This is a genomic window from Acidovorax sp. A1169 (assembly GCF_030704685.1).
GTDB lineage: Bacteria > Pseudomonadota > Gammaproteobacteria > Burkholderiales > Burkholderiaceae_C > Acidovorax.
This window is the reverse complement of record NZ_JAUZDX010000022.1, coordinates 14777-35776: the sequence shown is the minus strand read 5'-3', so window position 1 is coordinate 35776 and position 21000 is coordinate 14777. Positions and strand designations below refer to the sequence as shown.

15 protein-coding genes are annotated in these 21000 nt (G+C 67.4%); 10 read left to right on the top strand and 5 right to left on the bottom strand.

Features of this window, described 5'->3' with window-relative positions; translation table 11 throughout:
* Positions 1–5 precede the first annotated feature (5 nt).
* Entirely contained in the window at positions 6–422 is a 417-nt protein-coding gene (locus QYL93_RS26390) for a GNAT family N-acetyltransferase (protein WP_305746463.1), read from the top strand.
* Positions 422–574, top strand: a complete 153-nt coding sequence (locus tag QYL93_RS26385) for a hypothetical protein (protein WP_305746462.1) — start codon at positions 422–424, stop codon at positions 572–574. The genes QYL93_RS26390 and QYL93_RS26385 overlap by 1 nt, the downstream gene beginning before the upstream one ends.
* 6 nt (positions 575–580) lie before the next feature.
* On the opposite strand, the gene QYL93_RS26380 is transcribed toward QYL93_RS26385, so the two are convergent.
* Positions 581–1498 (bottom strand): LysR family transcriptional regulator, encoded by a 918-nt coding sequence (locus QYL93_RS26380; protein ID WP_305746461.1) that lies wholly within the window; start codon positions 1496–1498, stop codon positions 581–583.
* A gap of 119 nt (positions 1499–1617) precedes the next feature.
* On the opposite strand from QYL93_RS26380, the gene QYL93_RS26375 reads away from it, so the two are divergent.
* The 5 genes from QYL93_RS26375 (at position 1618) to QYL93_RS26355 (ending at position 12858) form a co-directional block, all read left to right on the top strand.
* On the top strand, positions 1618–3093 hold the full coding sequence (locus tag QYL93_RS26375; protein ID WP_305746525.1) for an amidase: 1476 nt from the start codon (positions 1618–1620) through the stop codon (positions 3091–3093).
* Between the two features lie 62 nt (positions 3094–3155).
* A complete protein-coding gene (locus tag QYL93_RS26370) occupies positions 3156–4142 on the top strand; it encodes a tripartite tricarboxylate transporter substrate binding protein (RefSeq protein ID WP_305746460.1) in 987 nt (328 codons plus the stop codon).
* Positions 4143–4299: 157 nt separating this feature from the next.
* Complete coding sequence (locus QYL93_RS26365; RefSeq protein WP_305746459.1) at positions 4300–5310, top strand: hypothetical protein; 1011 nt, start codon at positions 4300–4302, stop codon at positions 5308–5310.
* A 105-nt stretch (positions 5311–5415) separates the two neighbouring features.
* Positions 5416–6480 carry a helix-turn-helix domain-containing protein gene (locus QYL93_RS26360; RefSeq protein ID WP_305746458.1) on the top strand — a complete coding sequence of 355 codons (1065 nt, stop codon included), beginning with the start codon at positions 5416–5418 and terminating at the stop codon, positions 6478–6480.
* A 396-nt stretch (positions 6481–6876) separates the two neighbouring features.
* Positions 6877–12858: a DUF4347 domain-containing protein gene (locus QYL93_RS26355; protein ID WP_305746457.1), complete on the top strand. Its 5982-nt coding sequence runs from the start codon at positions 6877–6879 to the stop codon at positions 12856–12858.
* A 554-nt stretch (positions 12859–13412) separates the two neighbouring features.
* Here QYL93_RS26355 and QYL93_RS26350 read toward each other — a convergent pair.
* Positions 13413–13889 carry a GyrI-like domain-containing protein gene (locus QYL93_RS26350; protein ID WP_305746456.1) on the bottom strand — a complete coding sequence of 159 codons (477 nt, stop codon included), beginning with the start codon at positions 13887–13889 and terminating at the stop codon, positions 13413–13415.
* 111 nt (positions 13890–14000) lie between these two features.
* Here QYL93_RS26350 and QYL93_RS26345 point away from each other — a divergent pair, with 111 nt between their 5' ends.
* Positions 14001–15191 carry a PLP-dependent aminotransferase family protein gene (locus QYL93_RS26345; RefSeq protein WP_305746455.1) on the top strand — a complete coding sequence of 397 codons (1191 nt, stop codon included), beginning with the start codon at positions 14001–14003 and terminating at the stop codon, positions 15189–15191.
* Positions 15191–15433, top strand: coding sequence for a SlyX family protein (locus QYL93_RS26340; RefSeq protein ID WP_305746454.1), 243 nt, complete (start codon positions 15191–15193; stop codon positions 15431–15433). Before QYL93_RS26345 ends, QYL93_RS26340 begins: the two co-directional genes overlap by 1 nt.
* 877 nt (positions 15434–16310) lie before the next feature.
* Here QYL93_RS26340 and QYL93_RS26335 read toward each other — a convergent pair.
* Positions 16311–16946 (bottom strand): TetR/AcrR family transcriptional regulator, encoded by a 636-nt coding sequence (locus QYL93_RS26335; RefSeq protein WP_305746453.1) that lies wholly within the window; start codon positions 16944–16946, stop codon positions 16311–16313.
* Between the two features lie 91 nt (positions 16947–17037).
* Here QYL93_RS26335 and QYL93_RS26330 point away from each other — a divergent pair, with 91 nt between their 5' ends.
* A complete protein-coding gene (locus QYL93_RS26330) occupies positions 17038–19122 on the top strand; it encodes an NADPH-dependent 2,4-dienoyl-CoA reductase (protein ID WP_305746452.1) in 2085 nt (694 codons plus the stop codon).
* A 4-nt stretch (positions 19123–19126) separates the two neighbouring features.
* Here the strand turns inward: QYL93_RS26330 and QYL93_RS26325 are convergent, their stop codons facing one another.
* Both QYL93_RS26325 and QYL93_RS26320 read right to left on the bottom strand, forming a co-directional pair.
* Positions 19127–20305, bottom strand: a complete 1179-nt coding sequence (locus QYL93_RS26325) for a hypothetical protein (RefSeq protein WP_305746451.1) — start codon at positions 20303–20305, stop codon at positions 19127–19129.
* Between the two features lie 53 nt (positions 20306–20358).
* Complete coding sequence (locus tag QYL93_RS26320; protein WP_305746450.1) at positions 20359–20973, bottom strand: 3'-5' exonuclease; 615 nt, start codon at positions 20971–20973, stop codon at positions 20359–20361.
* Positions 20974–21000: the final 27 nt, after the last annotated feature.

The following is a 21000-nucleotide window of genomic DNA, read 5'->3' as shown; positions in this document are numbered from 1 at the left end:
GACCTATGAACGAGTTAGAGACATCCTTTGCGCCTGAAGTCGGGGAGCTTCAGCACATATCCAAAGCAGTCATCGCCCATGACCGTGCAGCCGTCGGCGCCGGACATCCCCAACCCCTGGCCTGCCTGGCACGCGACAACGGCCATCTGATCGGAGGCGCGGCAGGCCGGATTGAACTGGACCGGCTCTATGTGGAATACCTCTGGGTGGATGCAGCGCATCGGCGCAAAGGCCTGGGCCAGAGGCTGCTTGCCGGCATCGAGGTGGCAGCCAAAAGCGCAGGGTGCAACGAATGCCTCATTGAATCGCTGTCGCCAAAGACGGCGCTGATGTATGAGCGCGCTGGATACCGGGGCTACGCCCAGATTGACAATTACATCCCGGGCCTCACCTTGTTCGTGCTGCTCAAGCCGTTGGTCTGATGGTGCATCACGCCGTTCACGATGTGTTTTTTGTCGGCATCGCCATTGCAGCGTTCCTGCTGGTGTTTCACATGGGGCAAAAACTTGCTGCCTGGCTGGAGGCTGCCCACGGCAAGTGGAAGACCAAAAATCAGGACACCCCAGTTCCATAGGCGTCTTCAGCCCGCTTCGCGCGCGACCAACTGTCCGCGCAGGAATTCGAGGAACATGCGCACCCCTGCCGGCAGGGTGCGACCGCCCAGCGTCTGCAGCTCCACGGCGCGGGCGCTCATGCCGGGCTCTCGGATCTGGGCGGCGTGCAGTTCGCCGCGCTGCACGCGGTCGCGCACCGTCACCTCGCCCGATATCGACAGGCCGCCGCCGTGTAACACGAAGTGCGTCAGCGTCTCGAAGTGATTGCACACCAGCACCGGCTCGAACACCAGGCCGCGCTGGCTGCAGCCGATGTCGAACAGCTGGCGCACGGTGTTGTCGCGCTCGGGCAGCGCGATGGGATGCGGGTGCATCTGCGCCAGGGTGATCGATTTGAAGCGCGCCAGGGCATGGTCGGGCCGCATGATGGCGATGACCGGCGAGGCCTCGCGGTGCTGCACGCTGATGTCGCGCTCGGCCGCGCGGCTGTAGGTCAGGCCGATGTCCGCGTCGCCGTGCAGCACCGCCGTGGTCACCGCCGCCGGGCTGGCCACGCGCACGTGGAACTGGATGCCCGGGTACTGCGTGCGGAACTGCGCCATCACGCGCGGCAAAAACTCGATGGCAAAGCCGGCCGAGCTGCACAGCCGCACCAGCCCGGTGTGCAGGCCCTGCAGCGCCTTGATGTCGGCCACCACGCGGTCGGCCTCCAGCGCGCCGCGCCGTGCATGGGCGGCCAGCATCTCGCCTGCGGCGCTGGGTGCCATGCCGCGCGGGCGCCGGTCGAACAGGGGCACGCCCAGCAGGTCCTCGAGCGCCGCGACCTGGCGGCTCACGGCCGAGGGCGACACATTGAGCCGCGTGGCCGCCTCGCTCACCGAGCCGCTGCGCACCACCTCCAGAAAGTAGCGCAGGGCCGTGTCCTGCAGGCGGCTGGAGAGCATGGATGACCTCTTGTGGTTTGCGTAAAACGCAAGGGTAACCTCAGAAATCGTCGATTGCAGAAAAGCAGCAGCCTGCCTATGCTGACTTCGAAATGACTTATTCGAACGCCGCCGCTACCATGCCCGACATCTCCAGCCTGCCCGCCACGGGCATCGCCCCCAGCGGCATCGTCGCCCTCACGGCTGTAGGCCTGTCGCGCGCCATCCATGCCCGCGAGGTCTCGTGCGTGGAGGTGCTTGATGCCTACCTGGCGCAGGTGGACCGCCTGAACCCCGTGGTCAACGCCCTGGTGGCCATGGCCGACCGCGGTGTGCTGCATGGCCTGGCGGCCGAGCGCGATGCGCAACTGGCGCGTTGCCAGAGCCTGGGACCGCTGCACGGCATGCCCCAGGCGCCCAAGGACATTGCACCTGCTGCGGGCATGGTCACCACGCGCGGCTCCCCCCTCTTCGCCGGCCAGGTCACCGCCAGCGATGCGGTGGTGTTCGAGCGCATGCGCGCCAGCGGCGCGCTCTTCATCGGCCGTACCAATTCGCCCGAGTTCGGCCTGGGCGGGCACACCTACAACCCGGTGTACGGCACCACGCGCAACGCCTTCGACCCGGCGCGATCGGCTGGCGGCAGCAGCGGCGGGGCAGGGGTGGCCGTGGCCTTGCACATGCTGCCCGTGGCCGATGGCTCGGACATGATGGGTTCGCTGCGCACGCCGGCCGCGTTCAACAATGTGTTTGGCCTGCGCACCTCACCGGGCCTGGTGCCGCACGGGCCGTCGGAAGAAGTGTTCTTCCAGCAGTTCAGCGTGACCGGGCCCATGGCGCGCAACATCCCCGACCTGGCGCTGCTGCTGTCGGTGCAGGCCGGTTTTGACGAGCGCCTGCCGCTCACGCGCCGCAGCGACGACGTGGCCGCCTTCGGCCAGCCGCTGGAGCGCGACTTCAAGGGCACGCGCATCGGCTGGCTGGGCGACTTGGGCGGCTACCTGCCCACCGACGCCGGGTTGTACTCCACCTGCGAGAAGGCGCTGGGCCATTTCCGCACCGTGGGCTGCACGGTGGAGAAGGCCGTGGTCGATTTCGACCTGGAACAACTGTGGAAGGCCTGGCTCGATCTGCGCAGCTTCAGCGTGGCGGGTGCCAATGCGGCGCTGTACCACGACAGTGCCAAGCGCGCCCAGCTCAAGCCCGAGGCGGTGTGGGAGATACAGCGCGGCCTGGCGTTGACTGCCATGCAGGTCTACGACGCAGCCCGCGTGCGCACGGCCTGGTACCAGGTGCTGCGCGGGCTGTTCACGCGCTTCGACTTCCTGGTGCTGCCCGCGGCCCAGGTGTTCCCCTTCGATGCCAGCCTGGACTGGCCGCACGAAGTGGCCGGGCGCCGCATGGACACCTACCACCGCTGGATGGAGACCGTGGTGCCCGCCACCATGGCCGGCCTGCCCGCACTGGCGGCACCCGCAGGCTTTGGTCCCGAGGGCCTGCCGGCCGGCCTGCAGATCATGGGCCCCGCGCAGTCCGACGCGGCGGTGCTGCAGATCGGCCATGCGTACGACCTGGCCAGTGGTTACTCGCGTGTGCGCAGTCCGCTGCTGCGCTGATCGGTTGCCGTCGTTCTTCACCCCCCCATCCCTTCGTCCTGTTGCTCCTGGAGATGTTCCCCATGCCGATGCCGCGTTCCCGTTTCCTGTCGTGTCTTGTGGCCGGTGCAGCCGTGCTGGCGGTGCCCGCCGTAGCGTTGGCGCAGCAGGGCTACCCTGATCGCCCCATCAAGCTCATCGTGCCCTTTGCTCCCGGCGGCGCCACCGACATCCTGGGGCGCCTGCTGGCCACCTCGATGGGCGAGCGCCTGGGCCAGCCCATGGTGGTGGAAAACCGGGCCGGTGCCGGCACCGTGGTGGGGGCCTCCATCGTGGCCAAGGCCCCGGCCGATGGCTACACGCTTCTGCTGGGCGCCAACACCACCTTCACGCTGAACCCCGCCATCCGCAGCAACCTGCCGTACGACCCCGTGCGCAGCTTCACGCAACTGGGCCTGGTGGCCGACATGGGCCTGCTGCTGGTGGCCCACAACGACACGCCCGGCAGCACGCTCAAGGAGGTCATCGCGCAGACCAAGGCCGCGCCCGAGAGGTTCTCTTACGGCTCCTACGGCACCGGCTCGTCGGTGCACTTCGGTGGCGAGGTGCTCAAGTCCACCACCGGCGCGAAGATGCTGCATGTGCCCTTCAACGGCAGCGCGCCCAACCTCACCGCGCTGATGGGCGGGCAGGTGCAGTTCGCGGTCGATACGGTGGTGGCATCCACCCCGCTGATCAAGGCCGGCAAGATCAAACCCATCGTCGCCTTGGGCGCGCAGCGCCTGGCCCTGCTGCCCAACGTGCCCACGGTGGCAGAAAGCGGCTACCCTGGCTTCGACATGGGCTCGTGGTTCGCTTTCGTCGGCCCGGCCGGCCTGCCCGCGCCCGTGCAGGCCAAGCTGGAGAAGGCCCTGGCCGACACCATGGCGTCGGCCGAATTCAAGAAGAAGCTGGTGGACATCGGGCTCACGCCCTCCTGGTCCAACGGCGACGGCCTGCGTGCCCGCATCGAGCGTGAGTTGCCGGCGATGCGCGCGGTGGCGGCCAGGGCGGATATCCGCAGCGACTGATTGCGCAACCGGGGCGGGAAGGGCGGTCGCCGCTCACTCCCCGGGTGCGGTGTTTGGCGACGGCTTGCTGCATTTCGTCGCAACGCGGTTTGCTGGGCCCTCCCGCCTGCCTACAGTGCCATCAAACCGCCGCCGTGGCGGTCCTTGAAGGCACACCATGATCAAGACACTGTTCCAGACCCTTGCCGCCGCCGCCCTGGTGGGCCTCGCTGGCCAGGCCGGCGCGCAACAAGCGGGTTACCGCACGCTCACCGTCCCGGGTGACGCGCCCATCAGCGTCGCGCTGTTCTACCCCACGGCCGCAACCGCCCGCGCCCTGCCCATGGGCCCCTGGCAGCCCGTGGTGGCGCCGGGCGCTCCGGCGGGGCAGGCGCCGCTCAAGGGGCTGGTGCTGATTTCGCACGGCACGGGTGGCTCGGAGGTGGGGCACCACCACCTGGCCACCCGCCTGGCCAAGGACGGCTACCTGGTCGCGGCCCTGCGCCACCCCGGCGACAACTGGCAAGACCGTTCCATGATCTCATCGGGTCACTACTTCGGCGAGCGCCCGCGCCAGGTCAGCCGGGTGCTCGATGCGCTGCTGGCCAGTCCGGAGTGGGGCGCCCGCATTCCCGTCGAGCGCATCGGCGCGGTCGGGCATTCGGCCGGTGGCTACACCGTGCTCGCGCTGGCGGGTGCACAGGCCGAACCCGAACGCGCGGCCCAGCACTGCCGCAGCGTGCAGGACGATCCCGTCTTCTGCTCCCTGGCCAAAGGGCCGGCCAGTGGCCCGGACGCCAAGGGCCGCGTCGCGCCCCCGGCTGACGCCCTGCGCGTCTCGGTGCCCGACCGCCGCATCCGCGCCGTGGTCGCCCTGGCCCCAATGGCCGTGGTGTTCACCCCCGAGAGCCTGGCGGCCATCACCGTGCCGGTGCGCGTCATCGTGGCCGAGCGCGATGTGGTGCTGGTCGGCAAATACCACGGCGGCCATGTGGTCGCCCACCTGCCCAGGGCCCAGGCCAGCACGGCAGCGGGGGCAGGGCACTTCGCCTTCATGGCGCAGCCGTCCATGCCGCTGCCCTCCGATGCGGGCGATGCCGCCGCCAACCCGCCGGGCTTTGACCGCGTGGCCTACCAGCCGCAGCTGGAGAACCAGGTGGCGGAGTTCTTTGCGCAGCAGTGGCGGTGAGAGTCTGCTCCGAGAGCCGCCAACAGCGCCCACTACGCCCTGCAAGTAGGACTTACATTGCGAGGCGTTATAAACCAGGGAGCACCAGACCACCTACACCACTTCATGCTGCCGCCCACTGCGCCTCCGTCTACCGTCTTTTCCACGGATGCCCTCGCCGAGGACATCCGCTTCGATGCCTGGCGGGACAGCATCTCCGTGCTGTTCGACGTGGTGCCGCACACGCGATCGCGCCCCACGGACTTTCGGGCCTCGGTGGCCGCCACGCACCTGGGCGAGCTTCTGGTCGGACAACTGCATTTCAGTGGTCAGCAGTTCTCCCGCTCTCGCGCCCGCATGGCGCGCGACGGGCTGGACCACTACCTCGTACAGTGGTATCGCAGCGGTGGCTTTGTGGGCCAGCTCGACGATGGCAGGACCGATATCCATGTTCAGGCTGGAGACATCGTGGTCTTCGACCTGCAGCGCAGCCAGCACACCCACGCCCAGGCCTCCGATGTGGTGACGCTGGTACTGCCGCGCGAGCGCATGGACGAGTACCTGGGTGCGTCCACCAGGCCACTCCATGGTACGGTGCTCCCTACCGGAGCCGGTCTGGGTGGGCTGCTGTCCGACCACATGGATTCGCTCCTGCACCGCCTGCCCACCCTGAGCGCCCAGGACGCATCGACCGTCACCAGCATCACCTCGCAAATGCTCGCTGCATGCCTGGGGCCTGCGTTGAAGAAATCGACTGGCAGCACATCGGTGGGCTTCGCGCTGCAAGCGTCGCCGGAAGCCCTGCTGGAATGCATACAGCGGTACATCGGTCACCACCTGGGCCGCCCGCTCAGTGCCGAAAGCCTTTGCGAGGCCTTTGATCTCTCGCGCGGCAGTCTGTACCGGCTTTTCGAGCCCTTCGAGGGCGTATCCCGCTACATTCAAAGCCGGCGACTGCAGCGTGCCTTCCACCTGCTGCTGAGCCCCGCCAATCTTCGTCTGGGCATTGCGGAGATCGCTGCACGCGTGGGCTTCGCGAGCGAAGCCCATTTCAGCCGTGCATTCCGGGCAGCGTTTGGCCAGCGACCCAGCGACGTCCGGGCCCTGTCCCGGCACGGCGGCCCCTCAAGTGCAGCACACGCGCAGGTGTCCACCGAGTACGCCCAGTGGGTGCGCTACCTGGCAGTCTGAGATCGTTTTTCAACCTCGAGTAAGACGCCTCAACCGCTTTGCCCGGTGGCGTGCGCCGCTTCGATGTCGCCCCGGGGGCTGGAACGCCTGGACAAGTCGGCGCGAACGCCGAGTCAAGTGGGACCTGAATGCCCGCCATAGCATCTTGAGGTAGCAAGTCCCTTTGTGCTCCCTCCGTGCGAAGGGCTGCGGAGTCTGGATACCGGGGCGCTCCTGCCGTGGCATTTTCGCTCTGCCCCATCGCCCGTCCTGGGTGGGTGCGCGGCAGGACATAGCCGGCGACTGGATCGACAGGGCCGTGGTGATCACTTCGCCACAGGCCACTGCGCGGTGCGGTCCATCTCTCATGGGCAAGCCCCTACCCGCTGAAACAGCTTCAACACAGGCAATCACGACATGATGAACGTCGATCAAACGACCGCGCACGAAGCAAGTGTCCCAGCACGGGAAATCGTCTTTGTAGACAGCCGCGTCCAGGACGCAGGCACCTTGCTCAAGAACTTCGCGCCAGGCGTTGAGGTGGTCTATCTCCGCGCTGGCGAAGATGGCCTGCACCAGATGGCGCTCGCAATGGGTGCGGGTGGCGACGTGGGAGCGGTGCATGTGCTGGCGCACGGTAGCGAAGGACAGCTGTGGCTGGGCGACACCTTCCTGGACTCGGGCACCCTCGCCATGCATGCAGACGCGCTCGCTGCCTTGGGCCAGGCAATGACGGCCGATGCGGACTTGCTGATCTATGCCTGCGATGTGGGGCGCGCAGATGCCGGGGCCCGGTTGGTGTCCGAGATGGCGGCCCTCACGGGCGCCGATGTTGCCGCGAGCGCCAACCGGACAGGCTCGCATGGAGACTGGGAGCTTGAAGTCAGCACGGGCCAGATATCCACGGCAGCGCTTGCAGCGACCTCTGGCGAATACCTCCATGACCTTGCGATCCTCACCGTCACGAGCGGTGCTGACTCCGGGGCCGGGTCGCTTCGCAATGCCATTGACAACGCCACGCAGGGCGACACCATCACCTTTGCCAACTCCGTCACGAACATCTCGCTGAGCTCAGGGCAGTTGGTGCTGGGAACCGGAATCACGATTGATGGCGATCTGGACGACAACGGCACGGCAGATGTCACCATCGACGCCAACCATGGCAGTCGAGTGGTGTATGTGTCGGCGGGAGCGTCGGTCACGCTTGAAGGGCTGGTCATCAAGAACGGGCTGGTTGCGGCCAATGGAGGGAGCAATGCTGGCAACCTGTCGAACTTAGGACGCCCAGGGAGCGATGCACAGGGCGGCGGGATCTACAACGCGGGCGATCTGCTGATACGCAACAGCACCATCACCGAAAACAAGGCGTCCGGCGGTGGCGGTACCGGTGGACCCTTTCCGAAGGCGGGCGGTGGTGGTGGCGGTGGTGGCTTTGGATCCGGTCTGGGTGGTGCCGGAGGCGCGGATCGTACCTCTGAGCCGCCCACCCCCGCCACTGCGGGACATGGGGGCAATGGCGCAGGAACCTCGGGCGGTCAGCGCGGGGGATATGGCGGAGGGTCAACCGGCGGCAATGGAGGCGGGGCCAACATCCAGTTTGTCGGCCAGGCTTACAGCGTGGGCGGCGCGGGCGCCACGGCAAGCAACGGCAGTATTTCCATCGGCGGTGGTGGCGGCGGCGGTGGCGGTATCTATGACGGCGGGGCAGGGGGAAGTGCCGCAGGTGGCATCTACAACACCGGCACCCTGTCGATAGTAGGCAGCGTGGTCAGCAACAACATCGGTGCCGGCGGCGGCGGCGGTGGCGGTGCAGCTGCCAACTATGCCGGCCGTGGCAACGGTGGCGCGGGTGGCGCGGGCATCGGTGCGGTGTGGAACAGTGGTGGCACGTTGCGAATCGATGCCTCTACGCAAGCCAGCATGGCAAACGGCAACAAAGGCGCCGGAGGTTCGGGGGGAGGCGTGAGCGGCTCGGGCAACGCTGCCGGTGCGGCCGGGGCATCTATCGATGCCGTATCGGGCCCCTATCAGAATGACCTGCGGGACGCCCGTATCACCAGCGCCCAGTACGATGCCAGCACCGGGGTTCTTTCGGTGACCGGAACCAATCTGGTGGCTGGCGACAGCATCATTGCATCGAAGCTCACACTCAGCGGCCAAGGCGGCGGTAGCCACACCCTGACCAGCGGCAACGCCACGGCCAGCAGTTCCACGGCGTTCTCGGTCTCGCTCAATGCTGCCGACCAACTCGCGGTCAATGGCCTGCTGAACAAGGACGGCACCACGGCCGTGGATGCGACCAGCTTCAACCTGGCGGCGGCTGCCAACTGGAATGCTACGGCGTCTGCGCCGTCCGACCTGACAAGCAATGCGGTCACCGTCTCCAACGTCACCGCTCCGACCATCACCAGCGCCACCTACGACGGCACCGCCCACGTCCTCACGGTCACCGGCACCGGCCTGGTCAAGACCGTCGGTGCCGCGAATGACATCACCGTCAACAAGCTGACCATCACCGGCGAGGGTGGTGCCACCTATGCCTTGTCCACATCGGGCAATGTGGAGGTGACCTCGGCCACCAGCTTCACAGTCACCCTCACCGGCGCGGACATCGCTGGCGTCGCATCGCTGCTCAACAAGAACGGCACCGCCTCGGCCAGCAGCGCCACCACCTACAACATCGCTGCCGCCGATGACTGGAACAGCGTGGTTACGGGCGGCAACATCGCGGATGCGAGCAACGGTATCACCGTCAGCAACGCGGCGCCCAGCATCGTGGGCGCCACTTACGATGCCGCCACCGGCATCCTCACGGTCTCGGCCGTCAACATCGTCACCGGCGACACCATTGATGTGTCCAAGCTGTCCGTGGTCGGCCAGGGCGGGGGCTCCTACACCCTGACCAGTGGCAACGTCAACGCTGCCAGCGCCACCAGCTTCTCGGTCACCCTGAACGCCGCCGACAAACTGGCCGTGGGCGGCATCCTGAACACCAATGGCACCTCTGCTGCCGACGCCACTGCCTTCAACCTGGCCGCTGCGGCCAGCTGGGATGTGACCACCACCTCAGGTGCAGACCTGACCGGCAATGCGGTGACCGTGTCGAATGTCTCGGCACCCACCATCACTTCGGCCACCTACGACGTCGCCAGCCACGTGCTCACCGTCACCGGCACCAACCTGGTCAGGACCATCGGGGCATCCAATGACGTCACGGTCTCGGCCCTGACCATCACCGGCGAGGCAGGCACCACACGCACCTTGTCCACCACGGGGAATGTCGAAGCGCTGTCGGCCACCAGCTTCACCGTGACCCTGACCGGCGCCGATGTCGCCGCCGTCGAGGCCCTGTTCAACAAGAGCGGCACCACCTCCACAGGCGGCACCGCCTACAACCTCGCTGCGGCCGATGACTGGAACAGCGTGATCACCGGCGGCAACATCGCCGGCCCCACTTCGGCCATCACAGTATCGAACGTGCCCGTGCCGGTCATCACCAGCGCTACCTACAACGCCGCCACCGGGGCGCTGGTCGTAACCGGCACCGGTTTCAGTTCCCTGGTCGGTGCCGCCAACGACATCGTGGTCAACAAATTCACCTTCACCGGTGAAGGCGGAATGGGCCACACGCTGGCCTCCACCACCAGTGTGGAAATCACCAGCGCCACCAGCTTCACCCTGATCCTGGGCGCCGCCGACCGGAGCGCCGTGAACGCCCTGGCCAACCAGAACGGCACCAGCTCCACCGGCGGCACCACCTACAACCTGGCTGCGGCCGAGGACTGGGCCGCCGGTGCGGATGCTGCCGTGGTGCTGGCCGACCTCACGGGCAATGGCGTCACCGTGGCCAACGTGGCCGTGCCCACCGTCACTTCCGCCAACTACAACGTGGGCACCGGCGTGCTGGTGGTCACGGGTGCCAATCTGCTGGGTCTCAGCGGCACGGCCAACGACATCGCGGCCAACAGGCTGACGTTCACGGGCCAGGGCGGCGCCACCTACACGCTGACCGATACCGCCGACGTGGACATCACCAGCGCCACCAGTTTCACCATGACCCTGAGCGCCACCGACAAAGCGGCGCTGGTTCTGCGGATGAACAAGGATGGCCTGAGCGCCACCGACTCCACCACGTACAACCTGGGCATGCTGGAGGACTGGAATGCGGGGGCAGCCACTGCCGTGGTGATTGCAGACCTGAGCGGCAACCCGATCACGGTGGCAGGCAGCAATGTGGCGCCCACGGTGGGCGGTACTGCGGCGGCGCAAGCCGTCAACGACAACGCGACGATCTCGCCGTTCGCCGGCATCGTCATCACCGACCCGGACGTGGGGGCTTCGGAGACAGTGATCATCACGCTGGACATGGCCGCCAAGGGCGCCTTCACTGCAGCCTCGCTCACGGCCTCGGGTTTCTCTACCGCCGATGGCGGGCTCACCTACACCCATGCGGCAGGCACTCCCGCCGCCATCCAGGCAGCGCTTCGCGCCCTGGTGTTCAAACCGGCTGTGGGTCGCGTCGCTCCGGGGGCAACCGAGACCACCACGTTCACGATCAGCGTCAGTGACGGTATTGCGTCGGCGGTGCTGAACAACACCACCACGGTGGTCAGCACTGCCATTGCAGTCGATTCAGGCGGCGGCACCCCACCGGCCACCACCATCGACGGCGTGCCCGTCACCACCGAGCCCGGCCCCGGCGGCTCCTCCATCATCACCGTGCCGGTGGTACTGCCCACCCGGCCCGATACCGCAGGCACACCCACTCCGCTGGCCGACATCCCTATCGTCAAGGCAGCCGATGGCCATTCCATCGTCTCCGTCAGCGTGCCCACCGGTGTGGGGCTGTCGGCCGAAGGCCTGTCCGGTACGTCCACAGGCTCTGCGGCCCTGGCAGAACTGGGGTTCCGCATCGAGCGCGTGACCGGCAACAACCCCGAGCTGACCAATGCCGGCCAGGTGTTCTACGCCACCCTGGGGCCCAATGAGCCACTGTCGGTGCAGATCTTGAAGCCCACGGCAGGGATCGGCTTCAACCCCAACGTGCCGCTCGTCATCAACGGCAGCACCAACCCTGCCGACGGCAAGCAGGCCGTGATCATTGACGCGCGTGGCCTGCCTGCAGGTTCGGTGATCCAGGTGGACAACATCGAGTTCGTGGCGGTCGTGGGCAATGTGCGCGTCATCGGCGGCGCGGGCCAGAACATGGCCAGCGGCGATGGATCGGCCCAGTGGATCGTGCTCGGCCCGGACGACGACATCATCCATGGCGGCGGCGGCAACGATGTCGTGGGCAGCGAAGGGGGCGATGACCAGGTCTTTGGCGATGCGGGCGACGACATTGTCTTCGGCGGCGCGGGCAATGACCTGCTCTCCGGTGGTACGGGCAGTGACCGCCTGAACGGGGGCACGGGCTTTGACGTGGCTGTACAGGAGGGAGCCCGCACCGACTACACGGTCACTCTGGAAGGCGCAGGTATCAAGCTCACGAACACGGCCAGCGGCGTGTCGGATTGGCTGGTGGATGTCGAGCAGGTGCGGTTTGCAACGGGGCCGAGCCTGACGGTGGCGCACAGTGCAGCAGAAGAAGCCGGGGCCTACCTGTTCCAGAAGTGGCTGGGCCGCGATCTGAACCAGGGCGAGGGGGCGATCATCCAGAGCCTGACGGGCAAGACGGCGCTGGAGGTGGCCACGCTGTTCGCGCAGGTCTTCCCCGAGCAGAGTGCGGGCAAGTCGCCCACCCAACTGCTGGAAGGCATGAGTACCGCAGGCGCCATCCGCGTGGATGCCATCCGTGACGTGACCGTGACCGGTGATGCGGGCAACAACACCATCACCCCCACCCTGGGCTTGGCGCGGTATGTGGACGGCGGTGCGGGCATCGACACCGTGGTCATCCCGGCCACCCTCTCACAGACCTATGTGCAGTCCCAGAACAATGGCACTTTCACCCTGCAGCGCCTGACCGATGGGGCGATGCTGGATGTGACGCGGGTGGAGCGGGTCACGTTCAATGACACCAGGCTGGCGCTGGACCTCTCTGGCCATGCGGGCGAAGCCGCCAAGCTGCTCGGTGCCCTGGGGGGGCCGGCCCTGCTCACCAACAAGGGCGTGGTGGGCGAGGTGATCCGGCTGCTGGATGCGGGGGCCACCAGCCAGACCATCGCGGGGCTGGGGCTGCAACTTCTGGGGGTGAGCACGCCCACGCAGATTGCGCAGACGCTGTGGACGAATGTGGTAGGCCGGGCGGGCACGCAGGCCGAGCTCAAGCCGCTGCTGGACCTGATGGCGGGTGGGGTGTCGGGCAGTGAGCTGACGGTGATGGCCGCCCACCTGGAAGCCAATGCCGTGCGGATTGATCTGGTGGGGCTGGCGGCGAAGGGGATCGAGTTCGCCTGACGCGCCAGCGTGGCGGGGATACATGGTCATACGGGATATTGGCTATCCTGCCGCTGCCTGTTGGCCACCAGGGGGTAGCATCACCTCCAAACACTGAGCCTCGACCACCAAGCGCCGGACTGGGATGGAGCGGGCTGGACACCAAGGCCCGGATTGCCCCTCGACCGATGCCCAGCGCGTCTTGGTGCCTGACCGCCGAATCCGCGCCGTGGTCGCCCTGGCCCCCATGGCCGTGGTGCTCACCCCCGAGAGCCTGGCGGCCGTCACCGTGCCCGTGCGCGTCGTCGTGGCCGAGCGCGATGCGTTGCTGGTCGGCAAATACTACGGCGGCCATGTCGCCGCCCACCTGCCCAAGGTCCAGGCCAGAACGGCAGCGGGGGCCGGGCACTTCGCCTTCATGGCGCAATCGTCCATGCCGCTGCCGTCCGATGTGGGCGATGCCGCCGCCAACCCGCCGGGTTTTGACCGCGTGGCCTATCTGCCCGAGCTGGAAAGCCAGGTGGCGGAGTTCTTTGCGCAGCAGTGGCGGTGTGGCCTATGCTACGGATGTCTGCTCAGGCCGCGCGCCGCACCGCCAAGTACAGCCAGCACGCAAATGCCCCCGTCCCGGGGTCCATTGCAAAGTCTTCGTCATATAACTCGACGGCCGGTCGCTCGTCCAGCACCCAGCCCTCGGGGATCTGCCCCGGTGCGCCCATGCCGGCCCAGGCCGCACCGATCTCGGCGCCCGTGCCTTCGAAGCGCTTGCACGCATAGTCGCCGCCCGCAAAATCCTGCACCTGGGCTTCGGTCCCTGTGCGCAGGCCCACGCCCACCTGCACGCAGGCGTCGTAGCGGCATTGCTCGGGGGGCGTGCAGACCGGGTCGTCCAGACTGATTCCGTAGAACTTGGGGCGTGGCTCGCTCAGGCGGTGCTCGGCGCACCACTGGCCAAAGCGCTCCCACAGCTGGCCCAGGGCCGGGCCGTAGGGGCCGGTGTGGCGCATAAAGGCCAGGCGCATCTTTGGTAGCTGGCGGATTTCCAGGGTCATGGTGCCTTGTCTCGGTCGTTTGGAAAGGATGCGCCAGTCTACGCCGCAGGAAACCTGCGCCGCAATTGGCGACAATGGAGGGATTCGCCACTGTCACCGGGATCCCATTCCATGCAATTCGCCGACCGCCTGAACAATGTAGAAACCTCTGCCATCCGCGAGCTCTTCAAGCTCCTGGGCAAGCCCGGCATCATCAGCTTTGCCGGCGGCTTCCCCGACAGCGCCATGTTCGACGTTGAAGGCATCCGCGCAGCCAGCAACCAGGCGCTGACCGATGAACCCGGCGCCGCCCTGCAGTACGGCGCCACCGAGGGCTACCAGCCCCTGCGCGAGCAGCTCGCCGCCTTCATGGCCAGCAAGGGAGCCAAGGACCTCGCGCCCGAGAACCTCATCGTCACCACCGGCAGCCAGCAGGCGCTGGACCTCTTGGGCAAGACCCTCATCAGCCCCGGCGACAAGGTCATCGTGGAAGGCCCGACCTTCCTGGCCACCATCCAGTGCTTTCGCCTGTACGGCGCCGAACTCATCAGCGCCCCCATCGATGAAAACGGCGTGAAGACAGACGAACTCGAAAAGCTCATCGCCGAACACAAGCCGAAATTCGTCTACCTGATCCCCACCTTCGGCAACCCCAGCGGCGTGATGCTGAGCCTGGAGCGGCGCAAGCAGGTGCTGGAGATGGCCGTCAAGCACCAGACCCTGATCGTCGAGGACGACCCCTACGGCGACCTGTACTTCGGCGAAGCCCCGCCGCCCAGCCTGCTCAACCTGTCGGCCAGCGTGCCCGGCAGCCGCGAGTTGCTGGCGCACTGCGGCTCCATGAGCAAGGTGCTCTCGCCCGGCCTGCGCGTGGGCTGGATGATCGGCCCCGCCGAACTGCTGGCCAAGGCCACCATGTGCAAGCAATTCAGCGACGCGCACACCAGCACCTTTGCCCAGGCCACCGCCGCGCAGTACCTCAAGGCCGGCCGCATGCCTGCCACCCTGGCCAAGGTGCGCAAGGTGTATGCCGAACGCGCCCAAGCCATGGGCGATGCGCTGCGCAAGGAGCTGGGCGACGCCATCGAATTCGTGCAGCCCCAGGGCGGCCTGTTCGTGTGGGCGCGCCTCACGGGTGCAGGCGGCAAGGTGGCCGACGGCAACGTGCTGGCCAAGCGCGCGATTGAAAAGGGCGTGGCCTTTGTGCCCGGCACGCCGTTCTTCTGCGCCAACCCCGACAACGCCACCTTGCGCCTGTCGTTTGCGACGGCCGACGTGGAGAAGATCCGCGAAGGCGTGGCGCGCCTGGGTCAGGCCCTCTGATGGAGCCGACCTCGGGCCCTGGTGCTGACCAGCAGCGCATCGTCGAGCGGCTGGAGAGCCTGGAGATCAAGGCCAGCTTCACGGAAGACCTGCTGGACCAGCTCAACCTGACCATCTACCGCCAGCAGGAGCTGATCGACCGGCTCACGCAGGAGGTGATTCAGTTGCGCCAGCAGGCGCCGGATGGCGGTGCGGGCGGGGCGCCGCGCAATCTGCGGGATGAGTTGCCGCCGCATTACTGAGGTTGCTGTGGTGTTAATCTGAGTTGCGTTGCGGAGCGGGGTCAGCGTGCTGGTTGGCTGGTTGGTTGGTTCGGGCTTCTGTTGTTTGCAGAAGGCGGAGGCCGGGTCTCGGCCCGGCGGCCGAGGTACTTGTTCTTTGCTTCGCCAAAGAAAAGTACCCAAAAGAAAGGCGACCCCGCTGCCCGTGTCCCCCTCGCCTGGGGCGAGGGGGCAGCCTGCGATGCTCGGTCCTGGGGTGACGCCGAAGAACTCCCTGCGCTGCCTCTGCGAGGCAGCTCCGGTCAAACAGCTTCGGCGAGCCAGATGACGATGCGCGTGTCCTTCGGCACGCGCTCACCCCAGGCCCTGCGCTTCTCGGCACGGTCAGAAGGGGGTGGGAGCGGGCTCCATACGGGCGATGGCTTCGCTCGGCCAGTGGTCCTTCGCTGCGCTCGGCTCGCCAGGGCGACCGCGCCAGCTGCGTCGGCAGCGCGCATCGCGCGCGTCCCCGACCTCAGGCGTAGCTGCGAAAGCAGCAGCCGTCCCTGACCCCGCTCCCCACCCCTGCTGGCTGCGCCGAGAAGCGCAGGATCTGGGGTGGGCGTGTGTGCCGAAGGACACACACGCTTCGTGCTCTAGCTTGCCGATGCTGTCTGAGCGGAGTTCGAAGAACGCAGCGAGTTCATCGGCACCACCCCAGATCCGAGCATCGCAGGTTGCCCCCTTTCGCCCGACAGGGCGAAAGGGGGACGCAGACTGGGGGCCGCCTTCTCTTTGGTGACTTTCTCTTGGCGGCCAAGAGAAAGTTACTGCGCCGCCGGGCGCACACCCCGGCCTCCGCCCTCGGCAAAAGCACGCAGTAACCACAGATACAGAACGGCACTGGGGCCCACACCCATCACGCCCGCACCGCCCTCCAAGCCGCAGCCGCCAACTCACTGCGGTACACCTCCGGCGAAGGCAACCCACCCTGGCCAGCCCGCTCCGACAACCACGCCCGGCAGTAGCTCTGCACCGGCCCCATCACCAGCGAGGGCATGAGCTCGCACGGCAGGTCGCGCAATGCTCCGCCTTGCCGATGCGGCTCGAACCATGCCACCAGGGCCTGGTTGCGGCCGCGCGCGGCCTCGGCCAGTTCAGTGCTGCGCGGGCCGGCGGCGACCGAGCCGCGTGCCTGGAACAGAAAGCGCGCATGCACCGGCTGCGCCACCACCCAGTCGAGGTAACCGGTCACCAGGGCTTTCACCCCGGCCTCCACGCCGACGGATGTATCGAGCTGCGCCTGGATGCTGCGCGACTGGGTGTGGAAGATGTCGAAGAACAGCGCCGCAACGATGCCCTCCCTGCTGCCGAAGTGGTGATAAATGCTGCCCACGCTGGCGCCGCAGCGCGCGCGCACGCCGTCGATGGAGACCGCCTCGACCCCCGCCTGCGCGGCGCAGGCCAGCGCGGCGTTCAGGATCTCCTGGCGGCGGTCGGTGGTCTCCGCGGATGGGGTGACGGTGGTGGTCTTGGTGGAACTGCGACTTGCCATGGATGTGCATTCTAGAATAAAGTTCTAGAAAATAGTTCTAGACATTGTGTCCGGCGTTCTGGACGCCATCCCACCCTTTCTGCGCCCCACCATGAAATCCATCGCCAGCGAACTGCCGCCCGGCCACGCCCTGTACCCCCACCTGCTCGCCCCGCTGGACCTCGGGTTCACGCAGATCAAGAACCGCGTGCTCATGGGCTCCATGCACACGGGGCTTGAAGACGCGCGCGACCTCACGCGCATGGCGGCCTACTTCCGCGAGCGGGCCGAGGGCGGGGTGGGGTTGATCGTGACGGGTGGCTTTGCGCCCAACATCGCGGGCTGGACCAAGCCGTTTGCGGGCACGCTGTCCACGGCAGGCGCTGCGCGCCGCCACCGGGTGGTGACCGAGGCCGTGCACGGCGCCGGTGGCAAGATCGCGCTGCAGATCCTGCACACGGGCCGCTATGCCTACCACCCGCTGGCGGTGGCGCCCTCGCGGCTGCAGTCGCCGATATCGCCGTTCACGCCGTTCGCGCTGTCGGCCAGCGGGGTCGAGCGGCAGATCCGTGCCTTCGTGAATTGCGCGCAGCGTGCCCGCGAGGCGGGGTACGACGGCGTGGAGGTGATGGGCTCCGAGGGCTATTTGATCAACCAGTTCCTCTCTGCCACCACCAACCGGCGCACCGACGCCTGGGGCGGCGACTACAGCCAGCGCATGCGCTTGCCGGTGGAAATTTTGGCGCGCATGCGCGAGGCCGTGGGGCCGGACTTCATCATCATCTACCGCCTGTCCATGATCGACCTGGTGCCCGGCGGCAGCGCCTGGGACGAGATCGTTACCCTGGGCAAGGCCGTGGCCACGGGCGGGGCCAGCCTGGTGAACACCGGCATCGGCTGGCACGAGGCGCGCATACCCACCATCGCCACCAGCGTGCCGCGCGCCGCGTTCGCCTGGGTCACGCAGAAGATGAAGGCCGAGTTCACGGCGGCCGGCATTGCCACGCCGCTGGTCACCTCCAACCGCATCAACACGCCCGAGGTGGCCGAGCAAGTGCTGGCTGATGGGTGCGCCGACATGGTCTCCATGGCGCGCCCGCTGCTGGCCGATGCGGCCTTCGTGAACAAGGCCATCGAGGGCCGGGCCGATCGCATCAACACCTGCATCGCCTGCAACCAGGCCTGCCTGGACCATGTGTTCAAGAACAAGACCAGCAGTTGCCTGGTGAACCCGCGCGCCTGCCACGAGACGCTGCTGGTCTACACGCCGCTCACGCCGCAGCAAAAGCCCAAGCGCATTGCCGTGGTGGGCGCAGGGCCGGCGGGCCTCACGGCTGCCACCGTGGCCGCCGAGCGCGGGCACGAGGTGCATCTGTTCGACGCTGCCGAGGCCATTGGCGGCCAGCTCAACATGGCCAAGCAGGTGCCGGGCAAGGAAGAGTTCCACGAGATGCTGCGCTACCTGGCCACGCGCGTGCAGGACACGGGCGTGGTGCTGCACCTTTCCACCCGCGTGCAGGCCGCAGACCTTGCGGGCTACGACGAGGTGGTGGTGGCCACAGGCGTGAGCCCGCGCGACCCGAAGATCCCTGGGCAGGACCACCCCAAGGTGCTGAGCTACATCGACGTGCTGCGCCACGGCAAGCCCGTGGGCGAGCGCGTGGCCGTCATCGGTGCCGGGGGCATCGGCTTCGACGTGGCCGAGTTCCTGGTGCACGAAGGCCATTCGACCACGCTCGATCTGACGGCCTGGCAGGCTGAGTGGGGCATCACCGACCCCGCCGAGGCACGCGGCGGCCTGGCGCCCCAGGGCCCGCAGGTGACGCCCCCGGCGCGCCAGGTCACGCTGCTGCAGCGCAAGAAGGGCAAGCTCGGCGAGGGCCTGGGCAAGACCACAGGCTGGATCCACCGAACCACGCTGAAGATGAAGCAGGTGCAGATGGTGGGCGGCGTGAACTACGAGCGCATTGCCGACGAGGGCCTGCTCGTCTCATACGGCGAGCAACGCGAGGACCCTACCTGGATCCCCTGCGACACCGTGGTGCTGTGCGCCGGCCAACTGCCGCTGCGCACGCTGGCCGATGAACTGCTGGCGTTGGGTAAAAAGCCCCATGTGGTGGGCGGTGCGCTGGAGGCGGGCGAGCTCGACGCCAAGCGGGCCATCGATCAGGCTGCGCGCCTGGCCGCTGCGCTCTGAGTGCTTACGCAGCGCCGTTGCGCTCGCGCACCAGGCGAATGTGTGCCATCAGGTTCGGGTAGAACATGCGTGAGCCCGGCGCCTGCGGGTCACTGCCCAGGGCCTCCAGCTCGTCGCACAGTTGCAGGATGCGCGGGTTGCCCGCGGCCTCGGCGGTGGACAGCACGAAGCGGTTGAACGGCTCGGTGTACAGGATCGACTCCGACAGCGGGCGCGTGCAGCGCACGGCATCCAGGCCCTGCACCGTGGCCAGTTGGTCCAGCAGCGGGCCGAGCAAGGTTTCGCAGCGCTGGGCCAGCAGGAGCACGGTCTTTGCCAGGCCCTGGGGCCCGCGCAGCACGAGCGCGGTGTTCCCGTCGTCATCGGCCTCCACCAGAAGGTCCGGGTCGCCGCGCAGCCAGTGTGGCAGGCGCAGGAGGGCGGTGTAGGGCAGGGGGCTCTCGGCCGTGTCGTTGAAATACTCGGGCAGGCCGTGGTTGCGGATGCGCTCGGCCACCGTATCCAGGCGCGATGCCACCGTCAGCGCCAGGGAGATGGCGCCCTGCGGCGTGGACTTCACCACCACCAGCAGCCAGTGCTTGCCACCGGGGAAATCGCTGCAGTACAGGTGCCCAACCCGGCTGGGCGAGGGCGCATCGGTCATGTCGGGTTCGTTGACCGGGTCGTGCACGAAGCCCTTGGTCTGCATGAAGGGCTGTAGTGCGCGCAGCACGGCGGCGTAGACGCCATCCAGGGCGGGCAGTGCCGGCCACGCCACCTGGTCGCTCAGTGCGCGCCAGTCCAGCAGGCGGCGGTTCAGCACCAGGGCCAGGCGGTCGAAGTTGTGCCAGCTGCAGGGGATGCTGCAGGAGTCGTCGAGGTCGTGGCCCGTGCGGCTGAATTGGCCGGCAAAGACGGCGTCGAAGTCGCCGTTGAACTGCGCTGCGTAGTAGTGCTCAGTGAAGGCCAGGCCTTCGTCGTTCACGTCCAGTGCGCCCAACTTGCCGTCGCAGGCGTCGAACAGCAAGTCCGCGCAGGAGATGCGCCGTGCGCGCAGGTCGCCCAGGTAGCCATTGACGCCTTCACCGCCCAATCCGCGCAGGGTGAGCCAGGCGAGGTACATGCCGATGCGCGTGCCTGCGGCCTCCTTGGGCAGGTCGGTCTGGAAATCGATGAAGTAGTAATCCGCAGAGTCGAAGATCATGGACGGTCGCTGCAGTAATGTTGCTGCCGAATTGGTGCGATGCCGAAGCTGCCTCAGGTGCCGGCCGGCAGCCCCAGCGCGTGGTACACGCGCGCCGCCGCATAGGCATCGTTGGCGGCATACACCAGTTGCGACTCGGTGAGGTGGGGGTTGGCCCAGTTGGAGGTGGCGGCCTTCTTGGACTTCATGAAGCGCTGGTTGAACAGCACGGCCACCGCGCCCTTCACGCCCATGTCCTTGCGGTAGCCCTGCTGGCGGAACACGTGGTTGAGTTCCATCACGCCTGCGGGCACCACACCCAGCTTGGCCTCGATGCGCTTCTTGTCGTCGCCCAGGCCAAAGCCGGCCTTGGTGGTGCCGGGCCGGGCTAGCAGCTGTGCCACCAGGGCGCGGCAGCCCTGGTCGTGCAGCTGGAACACCCAGGCCTTGTCGAGGGTGGACAGCTGCACCACGTGCGGCCCATCGGACATTTCGCCCTGCACGAAGGTGGGCTTGGACTCGGTGTCGAAGCCCCAGACCGTGCTCGCGGCCAGTTCGGCGCAGGCCTGCTCGGCCTGGGCGGCGGTGGTCACCAGGGCAATGCGGTCAGGCCCCAGGCGCTCGAAGGGGGGCAGCAGTGCGATCTCTTCCTTGCCGGGCGTGGCGCGTTGGGTGTGTGGGGGGCTCATGGGGTGGCTATTGTGGGGGATGGAGAG